Annotated in this window: 17 protein-coding genes; 11 read left to right on the plus strand and 6 right to left on the minus strand. The window is 37.7% G+C overall.

From position 1 onward, the window contains the following. Window positions 1-269 precede the first annotated feature (269 nt). The gene (locus Q4597_RS16570; protein ID WP_215440581.1) at window positions 270-584 is read left to right on the plus strand and encodes a YegP family protein; all 315 of its coding nucleotides are present in this window, start codon (window positions 270-272) and stop codon (window positions 582-584) included. Here Q4597_RS16570 and Q4597_RS16575 read toward each other — a convergent pair. Further along, a complete protein-coding gene (locus tag Q4597_RS16575; protein ID WP_303407234.1) occupies window positions 579-1,601 on the minus strand; it encodes a low specificity L-threonine aldolase in 1,023 nt (340 codons plus the stop codon). The genes Q4597_RS16570 and Q4597_RS16575 overlap by 6 nt on opposite strands. Window positions 1,602-1,846: 245 nt before the next feature. Here Q4597_RS16575 and Q4597_RS16580 point away from each other — a divergent pair, with 245 nt between their 5' ends. The 7 genes from Q4597_RS16580 (at window position 1,847) to Q4597_RS16610 (ending at window position 10,049) form a co-directional block, all read left to right on the plus strand. Continuing rightward, entirely contained in the window at window positions 1,847-3,310 is a 1,464-nt protein-coding gene (locus tag Q4597_RS16580; RefSeq protein ID WP_215912259.1) for a circularly permuted type 2 ATP-grasp protein, read from the plus strand. A gap of 60 nt (window positions 3,311-3,370) precedes the next feature. Beyond that, on the plus strand, window positions 3,371-4,318 hold the full coding sequence (locus Q4597_RS16585; RefSeq protein WP_215440586.1) for an alpha-E domain-containing protein: 948 nt from the start codon (window positions 3,371-3,373) through the stop codon (window positions 4,316-4,318). 61 nt (window positions 4,319-4,379) lie between these two features. Continuing rightward, window positions 4,380-5,237 (plus strand): transglutaminase family protein, encoded by an 858-nt coding sequence (locus Q4597_RS16590; RefSeq protein WP_303407237.1) that lies wholly within the window; start codon window positions 4,380-4,382, stop codon window positions 5,235-5,237. Between the two features lie 129 nt (window positions 5,238-5,366). Then, window positions 5,367-6,468 (plus strand): peptide chain release factor 2 gene (prfB, locus tag Q4597_RS16595; RefSeq protein WP_252735658.1). Its coding sequence is split into 2 segments (ribosomal slippage): window positions 5,367-5,432 and window positions 5,434-6,468, totalling 1,101 coding nucleotides; the frame shifts between segments, so codons are not numbered across the junction. Window positions 6,469-6,506: 38 nt separating this feature from the next. Continuing rightward, window positions 6,507-6,848: an arsenate reductase (glutaredoxin) gene (arsC, locus tag Q4597_RS16600; RefSeq protein ID WP_215440590.1), complete on the plus strand. Its 342-nt coding sequence runs from the start codon at window positions 6,507-6,509 to the stop codon at window positions 6,846-6,848. Between the two features lie 194 nt (window positions 6,849-7,042). Further along, a complete protein-coding gene (locus tag Q4597_RS16605; RefSeq protein ID WP_215440592.1) occupies window positions 7,043-7,549 on the plus strand; it encodes a hypothetical protein in 507 nt (168 codons plus the stop codon). 1 nt (window position 7,550) lies between these two features. After that, window positions 7,551-10,049 (plus strand): TonB-dependent receptor domain-containing protein, encoded by a 2,499-nt coding sequence (locus Q4597_RS16610; protein ID WP_303407242.1) that lies wholly within the window; start codon window positions 7,551-7,553, stop codon window positions 10,047-10,049. Window positions 10,050-10,174: 125 nt separating this feature from the next. On the opposite strand, the gene Q4597_RS16615 is transcribed toward Q4597_RS16610, so the two are convergent. After that, a complete protein-coding gene (locus Q4597_RS16615; RefSeq protein WP_162857241.1) occupies window positions 10,175-10,345 on the minus strand; it encodes a hypothetical protein in 171 nt (56 codons plus the stop codon). A gap of 160 nt (window positions 10,346-10,505) precedes the next feature. Here Q4597_RS16615 and fumC point away from each other — a divergent pair, with 160 nt between their 5' ends. Beyond that, window positions 10,506-11,903, plus strand: coding sequence for a class II fumarate hydratase (gene fumC, locus Q4597_RS16620; RefSeq protein ID WP_303407246.1), 1,398 nt, complete (start codon window positions 10,506-10,508; stop codon window positions 11,901-11,903). An 89-nt stretch (window positions 11,904-11,992) separates the two neighbouring features. Here the strand turns inward: fumC and Q4597_RS16625 are convergent, their stop codons facing one another. Further along, the gene (locus tag Q4597_RS16625) at window positions 11,993-12,880 is read right to left on the minus strand and encodes a hypothetical protein (RefSeq protein ID WP_215440597.1); all 888 of its coding nucleotides are present in this window, start codon (window positions 12,878-12,880) and stop codon (window positions 11,993-11,995) included. Window positions 12,881-13,042: 162 nt separating this feature from the next. Between Q4597_RS16625 and Q4597_RS16630 the strand changes: the two genes are divergently transcribed. Together Q4597_RS16630 and Q4597_RS16635 are read left to right on the plus strand one after the other, a co-directional pair. Beyond that, a complete protein-coding gene (locus tag Q4597_RS16630; RefSeq protein WP_303407248.1) occupies window positions 13,043-13,504 on the plus strand; it encodes a GNAT family N-acetyltransferase in 462 nt (153 codons plus the stop codon). Between the two features lie 7 nt (window positions 13,505-13,511). Further along, window positions 13,512-14,330, plus strand: a complete 819-nt coding sequence (locus Q4597_RS16635; protein WP_303407250.1) for an MBL fold metallo-hydrolase — start codon at window positions 13,512-13,514, stop codon at window positions 14,328-14,330. Between the two features lie 77 nt (window positions 14,331-14,407). Here the strand turns inward: Q4597_RS16635 and ettA are convergent, their stop codons facing one another. Genes ettA through Q4597_RS16650 form a run of 3 tightly spaced genes read right to left on the minus strand, consistent with a single transcriptional unit; the run spans window position 14,408 to window position 17,385 of the window. After that, window positions 14,408-16,099: an energy-dependent translational throttle protein EttA gene (gene ettA / locus Q4597_RS16640; protein ID WP_215440603.1), complete on the minus strand. Its 1,692-nt coding sequence runs from the start codon at window positions 16,097-16,099 to the stop codon at window positions 14,408-14,410. A 45-nt stretch (window positions 16,100-16,144) separates the two neighbouring features. Beyond that, window positions 16,145-16,327: a CAL67264 family membrane protein gene (locus tag Q4597_RS16645; RefSeq protein WP_013995358.1), complete on the minus strand. Its 183-nt coding sequence runs from the start codon at window positions 16,325-16,327 to the stop codon at window positions 16,145-16,147. Between the two features lie 53 nt (window positions 16,328-16,380). Continuing rightward, window positions 16,381-17,385, minus strand: a complete 1,005-nt coding sequence (locus Q4597_RS16650) for a Gfo/Idh/MocA family protein (protein ID WP_303407252.1) — start codon at window positions 17,383-17,385, stop codon at window positions 16,381-16,383. Between the last annotated feature and the right edge of the window lie 37 nt (window positions 17,386-17,422).

The following is a 17,422-nucleotide window of genomic DNA, read 5'->3' on the forward strand; positions in this document are numbered from 1 at the left end:
TGCTTTAAAGTTAAACTTTTAATGTTTTTTTAACAAGCCCTTTCCTGTTAAACATTAAAATGATCGATGAACTACATCATATTAACCAAAAAATGCACTAAATGACAGCACTAGCATAGAATAGCTCAATTAAAAATAATGATTAAGATTAGACAGTTATTTTTCTATGGAAGGAAGGGTTTCGAGCTTTAAAAACGATGTAACATTTAAATACAACTACACATATAACTGTTCCTGTTATTTTGTATCTTTTACCTAAAAATTACAAAGTGATAGAAATAGTTGCCCTACCAAATTCCGATTTTCAGTTTCACGTCAAATCCAAAAGTGGTTCCATTTTACTCACTAGCAAGGACTTTGATGACAAAACAGCACTAGAAGATACGCTGTCCCGTCTTAACAATCTTGAAATTGCACGTGGCAATTTTGAACGAAAGACTAATCATCAAGGAAAATTTCTATTCAATTTTAAAGATGAAAACGGCAATCTACTTGGTTCAAGCCAGTTATATGACTCCGAAGCAGGAATGGAGAACGGTATAAAAAATTTACGTAACCGCTTAAACGAATTAAGGGAGTTATAAATTTTTCAAAATATTCAAGAAAGCATTGTGCATTGTATCTGTATAATCTAAATGGGTAACTATCCTAAGCTTTCCTTGCCCCATATCAATTATGGACACATCTTTTTCTTTTAGTTTTTCAACAAAAGTATCTCCCGTCATAAACTTTTCATCAATTTCAAAGATGATGATATTAGTTTCAATAGGCTCTACTTGTTTTATATAGGTTAGCTTACTCAACACCTCCCCTATTTCACGCGCTTTTTGATGATCTTCTAGCAAACGTTCTATGTGATTGTCCAATGCATAAATTCCCGCAGCCGCAAGAAAACCTGCCTGACGCATGCCTCCTCCAAAGATCTTGCGTACGCGTAGCGCTTGTTGCATCTGTTCTTTACTACCCACGAGAACGGAACCTACGGGGCATCCCAACCCTTTACTTAGGCAAACACTAATAGTATCGAACAAGGTCCCGTACGCTAAGGCGCTTTCATTCTTTTCCACCAAAGCGTTCCACAAACGTGCACCATCAAGATGATAAGCCAGTTGGTTGGTATTACAAACCTCTTTTATTTTCTTTAACTCCTCAATATCCCAACAAGCACCACCGCCTTTATTGGTTGTATTTTCAACACACACCAAAGAAGTTAACGGACTATGGTAAAAATCCGGTGGATTTATAGCCCCTTCTACCTGTTTTGCCGTAATCATTCCTCGCTCTCCATCTATCAGTTTACACGAAACCCCACTGTTAAAACTGACGCCACCGCCTTCATAATTGTAAATATGGGCATATTTATCGCATATTAACTGGTCTCCAGGTTGTGTATGAAGCTTTATTCCTGTCTGATTTGCCATAGTGCCAGAAGGAAAAAAAAGAGCGGCTTCTTTGCCGAACATTACCGCTACTTTTTCTTCAAGGGCGTTTACCGTTGGGTCAGTTTTAAACACGTCATCTCCCACTTTGGCGCTCATCATAGCATCTAACATTCCTTGGGTGGGCTTGGTTACGGTATCACTAATAAGATTAATATGCATGTAAAATATCTATTGTTAAATTCTAATATTCAGGTTTTTTAAGAAGTGTTAACCTCTTTAAGAATAATCTACAATATCTAAGTAAATACCGCAAAAAAACACACTTATTTACTCATGTTTAAAATCAAAATATCAAACATTCACGCCATTTAATACATAAATGATAAAATTACATTTCGATTATTGTAGTATTCTTTCCACAAAAAAGGATGAAAATAAATAACTTAAGTACAAACAAATATACTATGGTAAACTTAGAAAATCAGATTTTTTCATCCTACCAAAGAAACCCTAATTTATTTGACGAAATCTTTGATGAAAAAGGACACGTTAAGGACGTATATTCTAAACTTTTTAACCTCTATGGAGAGCATTCTATTAACGACTATGTTAATCTAAATGAGAAGGCTAAATCGTCTTTTTTTAACCAAGGAATTACTTTTCAGGTATATGATAAAAAGAAAACTCAGGAAAAAATTTTTCCGTTTGATCTTTTCCCAAGAATTATTCCTCCTGAAGAATGGAAAGTAATAGAATCTGGCTCCATACAGAGAAGTAGGGCCTTAAACCTTTTTTTATGGGATATTTACCATGACAAAAAAATCATAAGACAGGGAATTATACCCATGGAACTTATAAGTTCCTCAGCCAACTATCTGGACCAAATGAACCACCTTGATCCTCCCGGTGGCATTTATAACCATATTTCCGGCACCGATGTTATCAAGCATACGGATGGACAGTATTATGTGCTGGAAGACAATATAAGGTGCCCCAGTGGTGTGAGTTACGTAATCTGCAATCGTACCGCTCTTAAAAGGGCTCTTTTTGGAGTGTTCAATCACTACAAAACTTACTCGGTAACCAACTACGCCGAGAACCTATTGGATTTACTTGAGACCGTAAAACCCAAAGGTGTAGACGTACCAAATGTAGTTGTAATTACTCCTGGCATGTTCAATTCTGCTTTTTACGAACATTCCTATTTAGCAAAAACAATGGGTGTTGAACTGGTTGAAGGCCGTGACCTTTTTGTTGAAAATGACTTTGTTTACATGAAAACCATTCAAGGTCCACAAAAAGTAGATGTGATATATAGAAGGATCGATGATGCTTTTATTGACCCATTAGAGTTTAGACCTGATTCATCCTTGGGTGTTCCGGGGCTTTTTGCTGCCTATAAAAAAGGCAATGTTACCCTGGCCAACGCTCCAGGGACTGGAGTAGCAGATGATAAAGCGGTTTACACCTATATGCCGGAAATAATTAAATATTACCTTAACGAAGAACCTATACTCAATAATGTACACACCTATCATTGTAGCAGACCCAAAGAACTAAAGTATGTTCTGAACAACATAGAGAACTTGGTTATAAAACCTGTTGACGAAGCGGGTGGATACGGTATATCTATAGGTAACCGATTAAGTAAAAAGGAGGTTGAAGTAGTAAAGGCTCAGATACTGTTGAATCCTAGAAAATATGTGGCTCAACCAATCATGTCTCTTTCGGTACACCCAACTTATATTGATAAAAGCGAATCTTTTGAACAACGCCATGTAGACCTTAGAACATTTACCGTATTGGGGAAAGATAAGGATTTTGTCCTAAAAGGAGGTTTAACCCGTGTAGCTCTAAAAAGAGGCAATCTGATCGTGAATTCCTCTCAAGGAGGGGGCTCAAAAGACACTTGGGTTCTAAAAACTTAATACGTAATCTCTAAAATCCAATATCATTTTTTACGGAACACTAATATTTAAAAAATGCCTATGCTAGCACGAGTAGCCAATAATCTTTTTTGGATGGGACGTTATATTGAACGTTCGGAACACATTGCCCGATACCTTAGGGTAAATTATTTTTCGTCACTCGATGCTCCTAACCAACTATCTCAATCCAGACAATTTGTACTACGCTCTATGCTAACCATGATTGGAGACCCTGTAGCTAACGAGTCTCAAACCCTTAACGAAGAAGAAGTGCTCTATAAAATTGGTTTGGATCCGGATTACACTTCGTCTATACTAAATAACGTGAGAAGTTCAAGAGAAAATGCTAATAGTGCCCGGGATTTAATATCGACTGAATTGTACGAATCCATTAACAAATTCTACCACTTTATCTCTAACTATGATGCCCAAGCTTATAGCAAGAACGGGCTCCACGATTTTACCCTCACCGTAACCGAGATGTCCGCTATCTTAAGAGGCAAAGTGCGAAGTACGCTCATGCATGATGAAATTTATGCTATTATAATGATGGGGGCCAACATTGAAAGGGCAACCCAGATCATACGTATAATAAACGCCAAACATAATGACGCTCTTAAAGCTCAGGGCAGTTATGGCGATAAATTCAAGAACAGCTTTGAATGGACTACCCTATTAAAGTGTACGGAATCTTATGATATGATGCGCAGGTTTTATAAAAAAACACCAAACAGTATATCCACCTTGGAGTTTCTAATCCTTAACCCAGATTGTCCAAGGTCTATAATGAACAGCCTAAACCAAGTCTGCAAGCACATAAAAATACTAGATTCCAATAAGAAACCTTGCCAAAATTCAACCGCCTTTTTAGTGGGGAAAATAAGGGCGGAATATGAGTTTAAGTGTATTGTTCAGATTGAAAATGACATTCAATCTATAATAGACAGTACTTTAAATAGTCTTTATGAAATTAGTCAGAAAATGGAAGAAGAATTTTTTAGTTACTAAAAAAGTAGACATAATCCGTTTAAAATAAAACATATCCAGAACCAACTTATCCAACTATACCATGCCTTTAGAATACTCTATTACCTACAAAGCAAAAAACACCTATGAAGAAGCGGTGCATGAAGCATATTGGCAATTTTTGATAATCCCCCAGGAAAATGAGTCGCAACAATTTATTGGAGTGGACTTTGCAAACACCATTCAAGCCAACAATGAATACTCCATTAACGGTTATGGCTTTAAAACCATACGGGTACACCCCAAACAAAAATTTAATGACATTGGTTTTGAAGCCAACTTCAAATTAATAAAGAAGGAAATCAACCCTTTTGATTTTGAACCGGAACAAAACATAGAAAGATCCTATAAAAAAATTCAAGAACTAGATTTTAAAGTAGACCACGAGGCCTTTTTAAAAACAACTCATTTTACGAGTATTCCGGAGCAGAAGACACCCCTTTTTCAGTGGAATACAAGCGAATCCATTTTTGATAATATACTTAGGCTTAACGAATATACCTATAGCTATATTCGTTTTAATGCAGATGCCACAGATGTCCACACTACACTTGCCGAAATTCTAAAAATCCGTCAGGGCGTTTGTCAGGATTTTACACATTTATTCTGTGCATTGGTACGCATGCACGGCATTCCGGCTCGCTATGTTTCAGGATATCTACACCAAGGAAATGGCTATTTTGGAGATTCCCAGATGCATGCTTGGGCAGAAGTCTTCGTTCCTTATGTAGGCTGGCACGGTTTTGACCCTACAAACAATATACTGGCCGGCACCAATCATATAAAAGTTGCCCATGGCAAGGATTATAAGGACTGTTCACCTTTAAAAGGCGTGGTATATACCGCAGGAAAGAATGAAACCGTTCATTCCGTACAAGTTAGCAGTCAAAATCAGCAATAGCTCTTTTCAACTTATAAAAACCTAAAAGACATATCCATAAGAATAGCTTATTCCTAAATATAAACAATCAACTATTTACTGCAGAATAGATAAAAAAGAGTAGTATTTTTGTTTATAAAACAGAATACAATGACAATTACTACAGACCTGTTTAAAGGTCTACAGGATCGCCTTGGTGCGTTAAGGAGGTATCTTTGACGTTGATGCTAAGCTTATAGAAATAGAGAACGAACAGGAGAAAACTTTGGCTCCTGACTTTTGGGACAACCCACAAGAGGCTCAAGCTCACATGAAATTCATACAGTCCAAAAAACAGTGGGTAAACGATTATAATGTTGCCAAAACACTAGTGGACGACTTGGAAATCTTATTGGAATTCCAACAAGAGGGAGAAGATAACGAAGCGGAAGTAACGGCTCAGTACCATAAGGCATTAAGCAAATTGGAGAATTTGGAGTTCAAGAACATGCTTTCCGAAGAAGGAGACGAACTCCCCGCTGTACTGCAAATTACAGCAGGTGCAGGAGGTACGGAAAGTTGTGATTGGGCATCTATGCTTATGCGCATGTATATGATGTGGGCCGAGAAAAACAAGTACAAGGTAAAGGAGCTCAACTATCAAGAAGGAGATGTTGCCGGTATAAAAACCGTAACGTTGGAGATAGATGGCGATTTTGCATTTGGTTGGTTAAAAGGTGAAAATGGTGTTCACAGATTGGTGCGTATTTCACCGTTTGACAGTAATGCCAAACGCCACACTTCATTTGCATCTGTATATGTATACCCTCTTGTAGATGACAGTATTGAGATTGATGTGAACCCTGCTGATATTACCATTACAACGGCACGGTCCAGTGGAGCGGGTGGTCAGAACGTAAACAAGGTAGAGACCAAGGTACAATTGGTGCATCACCCCACAGGCATCCAAATTTCTTGTTCGGATTCTAGGAGTCAGCATGACAATAGGGCTACGGCCATGAAAATGTTGAAATCCCAACTGTACGAAATTGAGCTTCGGAAGAAAATGGAGGCCCGTCAAGAAATAGAATCCTCTAAAATGAAGATTGAATGGGGTTCTCAAATTCGAAACTATGTTATGCACCCGTACAAATTGATTAAAGATGTACGAACGGCAGAAGAAACAGGAAATATAGATGCCGTTATGGATGGCGATATAGATATGTTTTTAAAAGCCTATCTAATGATGATGGGGCAGAAAGATGAAGATTAGACTTACTGCATAAATTAAAATTTAAAATCAAATAACAAATGATCAAGATATACCACAACCCAAGATGCCAAAAATCCCGAGAAGGATTGAAAGTGTTGGAAAATTCAGGTAAGGAATTTGAAGTTATAAAATATCTAGAAGAAATTCCAACTAAGGAGGAGCTACGTAAGGTCATAGACTGTTTAGGAATAACTCCAGAAATGCTTGTTCGTAAAAACGAGCAAATTTGGAAAGATAATTTTAGAGGTAAGTTGCTTTCAAGTGAAGAAGTTTTGGACGCTATGATTCAGCACCCTAAATTAATTGAAAGACCAATTGTAGTAAACGGTGGAAAAGCCGTTATTGGCAGACCCGTTAATTTAATTGACGATATTATTTAAATTTAAGGGTGCTTCTTAGCATCCATGCAAAAAGTAAGCATTTCGTTGATTTTCAACGGAATGCTTACTTTTGTTTTATTAAGTTTCCGTCTTCAATAATTTGGTACATTTGTTGCTGTTTCGTTTTAACAAAGCTTTAACCATAATGGGTTAAACCAATCGTAAAAAATACAATCATATAAACTGATATCGTCATGAAAAACAATATCCCATACGTTATTTTATTTTTTGTTCTATTGCTCTCAAGTCCAGAATTAGTGGCCCAATACGGCTACGGTGGCGGAGGTTATGGTTATGGTGGTGGCGGCTATGGTGGGTACGGAAGACAACGTAGTGCCATTCCGCAAGTTCAGGAAACCCCAAAAGAACCAGAACCAAAGACCGCTGAGCAAATTGTGAATGATGAGATGCCCAATATTGCAGCTGTATTGGAACTTAACGAGTTTGAGTCCGCTGTAATGAGTTCTGTGTTAAAAAAGTATCTGCAAAAGCGAATTGAAATGCAGATTTTACAACTTACACCCGAGCAAATGCGCGAGGGAATGGAAAAGATTACAAAGGCACAGGACGAAGAGTTAAAAGCTGGGCTCCCTATTGAAAAGTACGATGCTTTTGTAGAAATGCAGAAGAAAGGGATGCAGAAGACCAAGAAAGAAAAGAAGCGAGAGAAAAAACGAAAGAAGAAAAAATCCAAAGACTGACATGAATAAAACGTTCTTGATTGCCCTGTTACTGTTATCGCTAAACACATTTGCACAACGGCCGCAGCGGCCCCAAAGTCAAGAACAACAACCCATTAAAATTACCGGCACCGTTCTGGATAAGGATAACGGCCTCCCTCTTGAATATGCCACTTTAGTACTTCATAGTGTAAAAGACCCGAAAAAAGTAACCGGTGGAATTACTGATTTAGACGGTAAGTTTGAAGTTGAGACCCTGCCAGGCAAATACAATATAAGTGTAGAGTACATCTCCTATAAAACCTATAAACTAGCGGAACAGGAGCTCACACAATCCACAGATTTAGGCACTATAAAACTCGCACTTGATGTTGCCCAACTAGAAGGTGTAGAAGTTGTTGGCGAGAAAACCACGGTAGAAGTTCGCCTTGACAAAAAAATCTATAACATAGGTAAAGACCTTACCACTAGCGGAGCAACCATAAGCGACGCCCTTAACAATGTACCTTCTGTAAATGTAGATGTAGAAGGGGCTATTAGCTTGCGAGGCAACGAAAATGTTAGAATTCTAATAAACGGAAAACCTTCCGCCTTGGCGGGTTTTGGATCTACGGATGCCTTACGGGAATTGCCGGCAGATGCCATTGAAAAGGTTGAGGTAATTACAAGTCCCTCCGCTAGATATGATGCAGAAGGTACGGCAGGTATTTTGAACATTGTTTTGAAGCGGGAAAAAACACTAGGATTTAACGGTTCCGTAAATGTAAATATAGGGTACCCTTCACAAAGTAGTATGTCCGTAAATGCTAATTTAAGGACGGATAGGTTTAACGTATTTAATACGTTGGGCTATAGATACAATGAATCTCCTGGTCATGCTTTTTATGAAAATTCATACAACAATGGCCAATATGATCAAATTAATGAAAACCGAGATTATACCCGATCAGGCAAGGGTTTTAACAATAATTTTGGCGTTGAATATTTCTTTAACGAAAAGTCATCGCTTACGGGAAGTTTCTTTATGCGTTTTCAAGATGGAGACGACTTAACCGAAAACTATAGCGATTTTTTTGAAAATGGACTTTTAACAAGACAGAGCTTTAGGGAAGAAATTGAACTTGAGGACGAAGAAAATTATCAGTTCTCATTAAATTATGTAAATACTATTGATGATGACGGCCAAAAGCTTACCGCAGATTTACAGTATTCCAATGGTGATGAAGTAGAGAATTCTACAATTGATGACAACAATACTTTTCCCAACACCAGTCTTAACACGCTTGAAAGCGTCTATCAAAACGAAATTGACGACGAATATTTGGTTCAGGCCGATTATGTACTACCTATGGGAGATGCACAGTTTGAAGTAGGTTACAGAGGTACTTTTGAAAGAGAGATTACAGATTACAAACTAGACTCTTTAGATAGGTCTACCAATCAATTTGTAACCAATGAAGATTTGACCAACAAATTCAATTACCAAGAAAATGTAAATGCCCTATATACCCAATACGGTAATAAGTTTGGGAAGTTTTCTTTCTTGGCAGGTTTGCGTTTAGAAAACACGCAATTAAAGGGAGAAGTAACTTCGGACTTTGACACATCTGCCATAGAAGATGCCTTAGGCGAGGATATAGATTTAAATTTTGACAAAAACTATCTAGGCCTCTTCCCTACTCTTAACCTTATATTTGAAATTGGTGAGATGGAAAATGTCTCTTTGGGTTATAACAGAAGAATCAATAGGCCTAGAGGGCGTTTTATAAATCCATTTCCCTCTAGATCCAGTAGAGCCAATATTTTTCAAGGAAATCCAGATTTGGACCCAGCTTATTCAAATTCGTTTGATTTAGGTTATTTAAAACGTTGGGACAAGCTTACGCTTACTTCATCTGTATATTACAAACGTGAGACAAATTCATTTGAATACATACAAGAAGCCACAGGACAAACAACAACGGACAGTGTGCGAATCATTAGATCCTTACCCATTAATTTATCCTCTAACGAAAGAATAGGTGCCGAAGCCGGTGTGCTTTACAATCCAAAAAAATGGTTGCGCCTAAACGGTAGTGTCAACTTCTTTCAGTTCTCCAGTGAAGGAGAACATAATGGAACGGATTATGGAACGGATAATACCAGTTGGTTCGCCCGCTTTAGCTCTAAAGTAAGTCTCCCTAGGAAAATAGAATGGCAGACGAATGCTTTTTACATGGGGCCCCGCCAGAATGCACAGACTGAAACAAAAAGTATGCTATCCATAAACTTAGCTTTCAGCAAAGACATTATGAAAGATAAAGGCACGGTATCACTGAACGTAAGTGATCTTTTGAATTCAAGAAAAAGACAATCGTATACCGTTTCCGATGATTTTACCTCTAGAAGCGAGTTTCAGTTTAGACCTAGGTCGATTAACCTCTCCTTTAGGTATAGAATCAACCAGTCAAAAGAACGAGATCGCAAAAATGGCAGAGGCGGAAATGAGAATGGTGGTGGAGAAGATGAAATGGAAGGTTAAAAGAACAGTCTCAATAAAAAATCCCTGCTAATTTAATAGATTAGCAGAGATTTTTTATTCGATTAGGTGCACAAAAAAGCAGGAAAACGATAATTCATCTTCCTGCTTTTATATGGTTACTAGCGTTAAACGCTACGTTTTGCTTTCTTTTTATCTCTCCACTCTTTATAGAGTTCCAAGATATTTCCTCCCAACCAATAAGGTACAACAAAGGTCAACAAGAAAATCATTAACCAAAACCCAATGGTCAAAATGGTTAAAAATGCTAAAAATCCAAGGTACTGATCAAATTCCATCTTCTAAATTTTGCTATACAAAGATACTTTAGAAAGAATGAAAATTGCAAATCGAAATCAAAAAAAATAGCATAACTTAAAAAACCTAAAATTTTAAAGTCCCAAAGAGGATATAAAATGGTGAAATAGTACCTTTGTTAACTAACGTAATACTACCATAATGAGCTTTAGAATCGAAAAAGATACCATGGGCCAAGTAGAGGTGCCCAGTGATAAATATTGGGGTGCCCAAACTGAGCGTTCTAGAAATAATTTTAAGATAGGCCCAACGGCATCTATGCCTTTAGATGTGGTCTACGGATTTGCTTATTTAAAAAAAGCTGCCGCTTATGCCAATCATGAACTTGGTGTTCTTGCCGTAGAGAAAAGAGATCTCATTGCCCAAGTTTGCGATGAAATTTTAGAAGGTAAACATGATGACCAATTTCCATTGGTTATTTGGCAAACAGGATCGGGTACACAGAGTAACATGAACGTTAACGAGGTTATCGCCAATCGTGCCCATGAAATTGCCGGAAAGAAGATTGGAGAGGGCGAGAAAACCATTCAGCCTAATGATGACGTAAACAAATCGCAATCTTCCAACGATACCTTTCCTACAGGTATGCATATTGCAGCCTATAAAAAGATAGTTCAGAATACAATTCCGAGTGTTACCCAATTACGGGACACTTTGTATAAAAAATCCAAGGATTTTGCCCAAGTAGTAAAAATTGGTAGAACGCATTTAATGGATGCTACCCCCCTAACCTTGGGGCAAGAGTTTTCAGGTTATGTATCGCAGTTGGATCATGGCTTAAAAGCACTTAAGAATACATTGGATCATTTAAGCGAATTGGCTTTAGGTGGAACTGCTGTAGGAACCGGATTGAATACTCCAAACGGCTACGATGTAGTGGTGGCCAAGTATATTGCAGAATTTACGGGACTACCTTTCCGTACTGCAGAAAATAAGTTTGAGGCCCTTGCTGCGCACGATGCTATTGTTGAAAGCCATGGCGCTCTTAAGCAACTCGCGGTTTCCCTAAATAAAATAGCCAACGACGTACGTATGATGGCTTCCGGACCAAGATCTGGTATAGGCGAAATTATTATTCCGGCAAATGAGCCAGGTAGTTCAATTATGCCCGGCAAAGTGAACCCAACGCAATGTGAAGCAATGACCATGGTTTGTGCCCAAGTAATGGGTAACGATGTAGCTGTTTCTGTTGGCGGGACACAAGGCCACTATGAACTGAATGTTTTTAAGCCTATGATGGCCGCTAACATTCTTCAGTCCGCTGAATTGATCGGAGATGCCTGTGTAAGCTTTGACGTTAACTGTGCGACCGGTATTGAGCCAAACCATGAGGTAATTAAAGAACTCCTGAACAACTCTCTTATGTTGGTTACTGCCCTGAATACAAAAATTGGGTATTACAAAGCCGCAGAAATTGCAAATACGGCTCACAAAAACGGAACAACATTAAAAGAAGAAGCCGTTAATCTAGGTTATGTTTCTGCAGAAGATTATGACAATTGGGTAAAACCGGCAGATATGGTAGGCAGTCTTAAATAGACCAAAAACAGAAATAACAGAATAAAAAAAGGGGCAATCTTCTAGATTGCCCCTTTCCATTTATATATAATGGATAGTGTGTATACTAATTATTTTAAAGTGAACTTAGAAGTTCCCAATAATTTTAATCTATCGTCATAAACATTCACCATATAGTTTCCATCTTTGAAATCTCCTGCAGGCTTGCTAATGTAATCGCAAACATCTAAAGATTTATTCTCGTAGTAGAAACCTGTTCCTTTGCTATATGTTACTGAAGCCCCAGAATCATTAGTTTTAGAGTAGCTCTCACCCAAAACGTTACCTTGTGGATCAAGAACCTCTATGAAAAATTCTCTGTCTCCAGCCTGAGCAATAACGTTATCGGCAACTGTAAAACAAATTTTAAACTTATCTGTTCTTTTAGCTCTAGAAGTAGATACCAATTTACCACTGCTTCGCTCTTTAACGGCATCAACACTAAATTTAGATAAGTTAAGCGCAGAACCTTTCTCTACAACGTCTGCCAATTGCGTGTTTTGTACAACCAAAGAATCGTTAAAAACGGTTTGTTTCTCTAATTCAGTATAAGTACTGTCTCTTTGCATTGCAATAAAAGTATTCGACTTTGTAAGTGAATCTACTTGCTTAAGTAATTGCTCTCTCTCCTGCTTTAAAACACTTACTTGTCTTCTGTATTTAGAAAGAGAAGAAATATCAGCTTTCATGTTTTTTACAGAATCAATGTATTTTGCAATGTTATCTCTAGCTGAAACCAACTCTTCGTTGGTTGCGTTGCTTTCTAGAATAGCTTTATCGTATTCAGATTTTAAACTGTTTAAATCCTCAACTACCAATTGCTTTTCTTGAGTAAGAGCGGTTTCATTCTTTTTCTTCTCTTGATAAAGGCTAACTGTGTATATGATGGTTCCCAAAAGCACCACACCTAGCAGTCCCGCCAGTACTTTTAATCCATTGTTGTTTTTTGTTTCAGTCATAATGTTAAGGTTTATTACTAGTAAGAATTATTTGTTTGTATCGCTGTATATACGGTAAGATTTTCTTTTTAGATTTTTTGATGTAAAAAAATCGATTATTAAGACAATGAAAAGATTATGATATATTAACTTTAATGTATAGTTCAATTTTTTCAAAAACACATGTCCATTAAAATTACATCTTTTAAACCCGCGTATGCCCCCGTATTTAAAGAGCTCAACAAGAATTGGATAGAACAATACTTTTCCATAGAACCTTTGGATATTTCTGTATTGGAAAATTGCCAAGAATATATAATAGATAAAGGCGGATACATCTTTTTTGCTCAAAAGGAAGACAATATAATAGGATGTTTTGCTCTTTTAAAAGTAAACAGTACCACATATGAGTTAGGAAAAATGGCTGTTTCAACAGAATTTAGAGGCCTCAAAGTGGGTCAGAAATTGTTGTCATTTGCTGTAGATTTTGCCAAAGAACAATCTTGGGAAACCCTTATTCTATATTCAAGCACCAAATTAGAGAACGCCTTACATATTTATAAAAAATTTGGTTTTAGAGAAGTACCTATGGAAGCACATGTAGAATACGCTCGAAGCAATATAAAAATGCAATTAACCTTATAACACTGTCATGAAAAAATTATTAATCACACTTATAAGCTTTTCCGCCCTCTGTATGGGATGTAAAGAGAGTAAAAAAGAAACTGTAATTAACAAAGAGAATACGCTGGAGGTCAACACTTCTACAAAAGCGCTTTCTACTGATAATACTAAAGCTTCAGAGGTAAGAATAATTCCTATTGAACATGCAACCGCGGTTTTAGAATGGAAGAATATCACCATTTACGTAGACCCCGTTAGAGGTCTTGATGCTTTTAAAGGTCAAAAATCACCTGATTTAATATTGATTACAGACATACATGGAGACCATTTTAACCTAGAGACCCTTGAAGCCCTAGGGACGGACAAAGCTAAAATAATAGTACCGCAAGCCGTTGCCGATAAACTTCCTAAAGTTTTCACCCCTCAAATAGACGTTTTAAATAATGGAGAAAGCAAAGAACGTTACGGAATAACGGTTGAAGCTGTACCTATGTACAATTTACGAGAAGAAGCGCTGAAGTTTCATGAAAAAGGTCGTGGCAATGGTTATATCCTAAACTTTGACAATCAACGTGTTTATTTTTCAGGTGATACCGAAGACATTCCAGAAATGAGAAGTTTAAAAAATATAGACAAAGCTTTTATTTGCATGAACCTGCCATACACTATGACTCCTGAAAGTGCCGCTGATGCTGTATTGGAGTTTAAACCAAAAGAGGTCTACCCTTATCATTACAGGGGAAAACCAGATGTTAGCGATGTTTCCAAGTTTAAGGAATTGGTAAACGCCGGTGATAAAAATATTAAAGTAGTTCAACTGGATTGGTATCCTAATGAGGATTACTAGAAGTAACGAAAAAAACATAAAAAAAGCTCTTGAAATTATTCTTCAAGAGCTTTTTTTTATTGTTAAAATCAAATCTATTATCGAATCAATTTCTTGTATTTTATTCGCTTAGGAATTAAATCTCCGCCTAAACGTTTCTTCTTGTTTTCTTCATAATCCGAGAAAGAACCTTCAAAGAAATACACCTGAGAATCGCCTTCAAAAGCCAAAATGTGCGTACAGATACGATCTAAGAACCAACGGTCGTGAGAAATAACAACAGCACAACCCGCAAAGTTTTCAAGACCTTCTTCCAATGCCCGTAAAGTATTCACATCTAAGTCATTAGTAGGCTCATCTAAAAGCAATACATTACCCTCTTCTTTTAAGGTCATTGCCAAGTGCAAACGGTTACGTTCACCACCGGAAAGCATGTTTACTTTCTTATTCTGCTCACTTCCCGAAAAGTTGAACCTGCTTAAATACGCCCGAGAATTTACTTGTCTACCACCCATCATAATAAGCTCTTGCTCATCACTAAAGTTTTGCCAAATAGTTTTCTCCGGGTCTATATTGGAATGACTTTGATCTACATAGGAAATTTTTGCGGTCTCCCCTACTTCAAAATCACCTTTGTCCGGCTGCTCCTCGCCCATGATCATTCTAAAAATAGTGGTCTTACCAGCTCCGTTCGGGCCAATTACACCAACAATACCTGCCTGTGGAAGTTTAAAGTTCAAATCTTCGTAAAGCAATTTATCATCATATGCCTTACTTACTCCTTTCGCCTCCAATACATTTGTTCCTAAACGTGGTCCGTTTGGAATATAAATTTCAAGTTTCTCGTCAAGCTGTTTTTGATCTTGACTCATTAACTTATCGTAATTCTTCAAACGCGCTTTCTGTTTGGTCTGACGCCCTTTAGCACCTTGACGCACCCAGTCTAGCTCGCGCTCCAATGTCTTTTGTCTTTTGGAGGCCGTTTTGCTTTCATCTGCCAATCGTTTGGATTTTTGATCCAACCAGCTAGAGTAGTTTCCTTTCCAAGGAATACCTTCTCCGCGGTCAAGCTCTAAAATCCACCCAGCAACGTTATCCAAGAAATATCTATCGTGCGTTACGGCAATAACGGTTCCTTTGTATTGGGCCAAGTGGTGTTCCAACCAGTGTACAGATTCGGCATCAAGGTGGTTAGTAGGTTCATCCAATAATAATATTTCAGGCTCTTGAAGAAGTAAACGGCAAAGTGCCACTCGTCTTCGCTCACCCCCTGAAAGCACCCCTATCTTTTTATCCGGATCCGGAGTACGGAGCGCATCCATAGCTATTTCTAGTTTTGTATCCAGTTCCCAAGCATTAGATGCATCAATTTTATCTTGAAGCTCAGCTTGCTTATCCATCAACTTCTGCATCTTGTCCGCATCTTCATAAACTTCAGGAAGACCGAACATGTCGTTTATTTTATTGTACTCATCCAGTATCGCAACCGTCTCACTAACACCTTCCTTTACAATCTCAAGAACGGTTTTATTCTCATCCAACTCCGGCTCTTGCTCCAAGTACCCCACTTTATATCCTGGGGAAAAGACAACATCACCTTGAAAATTTTTATCCACACCCGCTATGATTTTAAGCAAGGTAGACTTACCTGATCCGTTAAGACCAAGAATACCAATCTTAGCTCCGTAAAAAAAGCTTAGATATATGTTTTTAAGAACGGGCGTATTTGCGCTCTTATATGTTTTGGTGACTCCGGACATGGAGAAAATCACCTTCTTATCATCAGACATAAAATAATATTAAGTAATTTATATAAGGGATATTACACTGTTTATTTAAACTCTTCCTTTAAGTGCATTGAACACCCAAGCAATAGCAAAAAATCCTATTCCCACGGAGGCAAAGCCCCAACCCGCAACTTCATCGTATCTAAAAGCGCCTAGGGCTATCAGGGCTAGACCCACAAAAATCATTATAAAAGTGGCCCATGCCAGTACGGTATTTTTATTCATTCCCATGGTATATTGGTTTCAATTTTGGTAACTTCAAATATCGTAATTTTTATAGTATTCTAAGGCTCTACACCTTCTTTTTGTTGTTCAAAAGGAAAAATAACTCCTGTTTTCTGTCGTACTTGAAACAAAAGATCTGCTAAATCCTTACTATTTTGATGACGCCACAGTTTACTTTCTAGTTCACAGGATGCCAAACAAGCATGAACTTCTTCAATTTCATAGGTATATCCTTTACCGTGGGTTGGTAGCTCATAGTTAGTCAACTCGCTATCTTTTTCTACCGAATAGCCTTGTGCTTCATGCCATCTTGGCTGCAGAAAAATACTGCCTTCACTCCCCGAAATTTCGGCCTTCATCTCAGATTTGGAGTTCAAACCACTATATAAAATAGCTTGCGCCTCCTCGTATTCAAAAATCATTGATGTCTGCATTTCTATTCCCGTTTTAAATAAACGAGAAGATGCCTGAATGTTCTTGGGCATTCCCAAAACTAAATAGGACAGAAAAATAGGATAAATACCTATATCCAATAAAGAACCACCAGCTAAATTTGGGTTCAACAACCTATTTTTTGGGTCTCTTCCCAAAGCATAAAACGCAAAGTCTGCATGAATGAACCCTACAGAACCAATTTCACCCTGCTCTACCAATTGTTTTGCTTTTTGAATAGATGGATTAAAACGACTCCAAAGCGCCTCCATTAAGAAGACTTTGTTCTTTTTTGCGGATGCAATCATCCTTGATACTTCTTGGGGGTTAACGCCCATTGGTTTTTCACAGAGCACATGCTTGCCATTTTCCATGGCCTTAATACTTAAATCTTCATGCAATGTATGTGGCGTTGCTATGTATACAACATCAACTTCAGCAGACTTAAATAAGGCTTCATAACTATCAAAAGTATGGGGCGCCCCATATTCATCTGCAAACTCTTTTGCTTTGTCCATGCTTCTTGAGGCAACACCAGTAAGCCTTCCTCCAGAAACCAAAGCCAAATCTTTAGCAAAACTATGTGCTATGCTTCCCAAGCCTACAATTCCCCAACGTATTTCCTGTGCCATATGATTTTCGATTTTTTCAAATGTAAACAATTTTACT

The sequence above is a fragment of the Zobellia sp. 1_MG-2023 genome (assembly GCF_030549125.1).
GTDB classification, from domain to species: Bacteria; Bacteroidota; Bacteroidia; order Flavobacteriales; family Flavobacteriaceae; genus Zobellia; species Zobellia russellii.

What these genes read in the sequence shown, in the direction of transcription:
- Q4597_RS16635 (WP_303407250.1), top strand. Translation starts at nt 13,512, where the DNA reads ATGAAAAAATTATTAATCACACTTATAAGCTTTTCCGCCCTCTGTATG.
- Q4597_RS16615 (WP_162857241.1), bottom strand. Translation starts at nt 10,345, where the DNA reads ATGGAATTTGATCAGTACCTTGGATTTTTAGCATTTTTAACCATTTTG.
- ettA (WP_215440603.1), bottom strand. Translation starts at nt 16,099, where the DNA reads ATGTCTGATGATAAGAAGGTGATTTTCTCCATGTCCGGAGTCACCAAA.
- Q4597_RS16575 (WP_303407234.1), bottom strand. Translation starts at nt 1,601, where the DNA reads ATGCATATTAATCTTATTAGTGATACCGTAACCAAGCCCACCCAAGGA.
- Q4597_RS16645 (WP_013995358.1), bottom strand. Translation starts at nt 16,327, where the DNA reads ATGGGAATGAATAAAAATACCGTACTGGCATGGGCCACTTTTATAATG.
- arsC (WP_215440590.1), top strand. Translation starts at nt 6,507, where the DNA reads ATGATCAAGATATACCACAACCCAAGATGCCAAAAATCCCGAGAAGGA.
- Q4597_RS16590 (WP_303407237.1), top strand. Translation starts at nt 4,380, where the DNA reads ATGCCTTTAGAATACTCTATTACCTACAAAGCAAAAAACACCTATGAA.
- Q4597_RS16605 (WP_215440592.1), top strand. Translation starts at nt 7,043, where the DNA reads ATGAAAAACAATATCCCATACGTTATTTTATTTTTTGTTCTATTGCTC.
- Q4597_RS16650 (WP_303407252.1), bottom strand. Translation starts at nt 17,385, where the DNA reads ATGGCACAGGAAATACGTTGGGGAATTGTAGGCTTGGGAAGCATAGCA.
- Q4597_RS16625 (WP_215440597.1), bottom strand. Translation starts at nt 12,880, where the DNA reads ATGACTGAAACAAAAAACAACAATGGATTAAAAGTACTGGCGGGACTG.
- Q4597_RS16580 (WP_215912259.1), top strand. Translation starts at nt 1,847, where the DNA reads ATGGTAAACTTAGAAAATCAGATTTTTTCATCCTACCAAAGAAACCCT.
- fumC (WP_303407246.1), top strand. Translation starts at nt 10,506, where the DNA reads ATGAGCTTTAGAATCGAAAAAGATACCATGGGCCAAGTAGAGGTGCCC.
- Q4597_RS16630 (WP_303407248.1), top strand. Translation starts at nt 13,043, where the DNA reads ATGTCCATTAAAATTACATCTTTTAAACCCGCGTATGCCCCCGTATTT.
- Q4597_RS16610 (WP_303407242.1), top strand. Translation starts at nt 7,551, where the DNA reads ATGAATAAAACGTTCTTGATTGCCCTGTTACTGTTATCGCTAAACACA.
- Q4597_RS16585 (WP_215440586.1), top strand. Translation starts at nt 3,371, where the DNA reads ATGCTAGCACGAGTAGCCAATAATCTTTTTTGGATGGGACGTTATATT.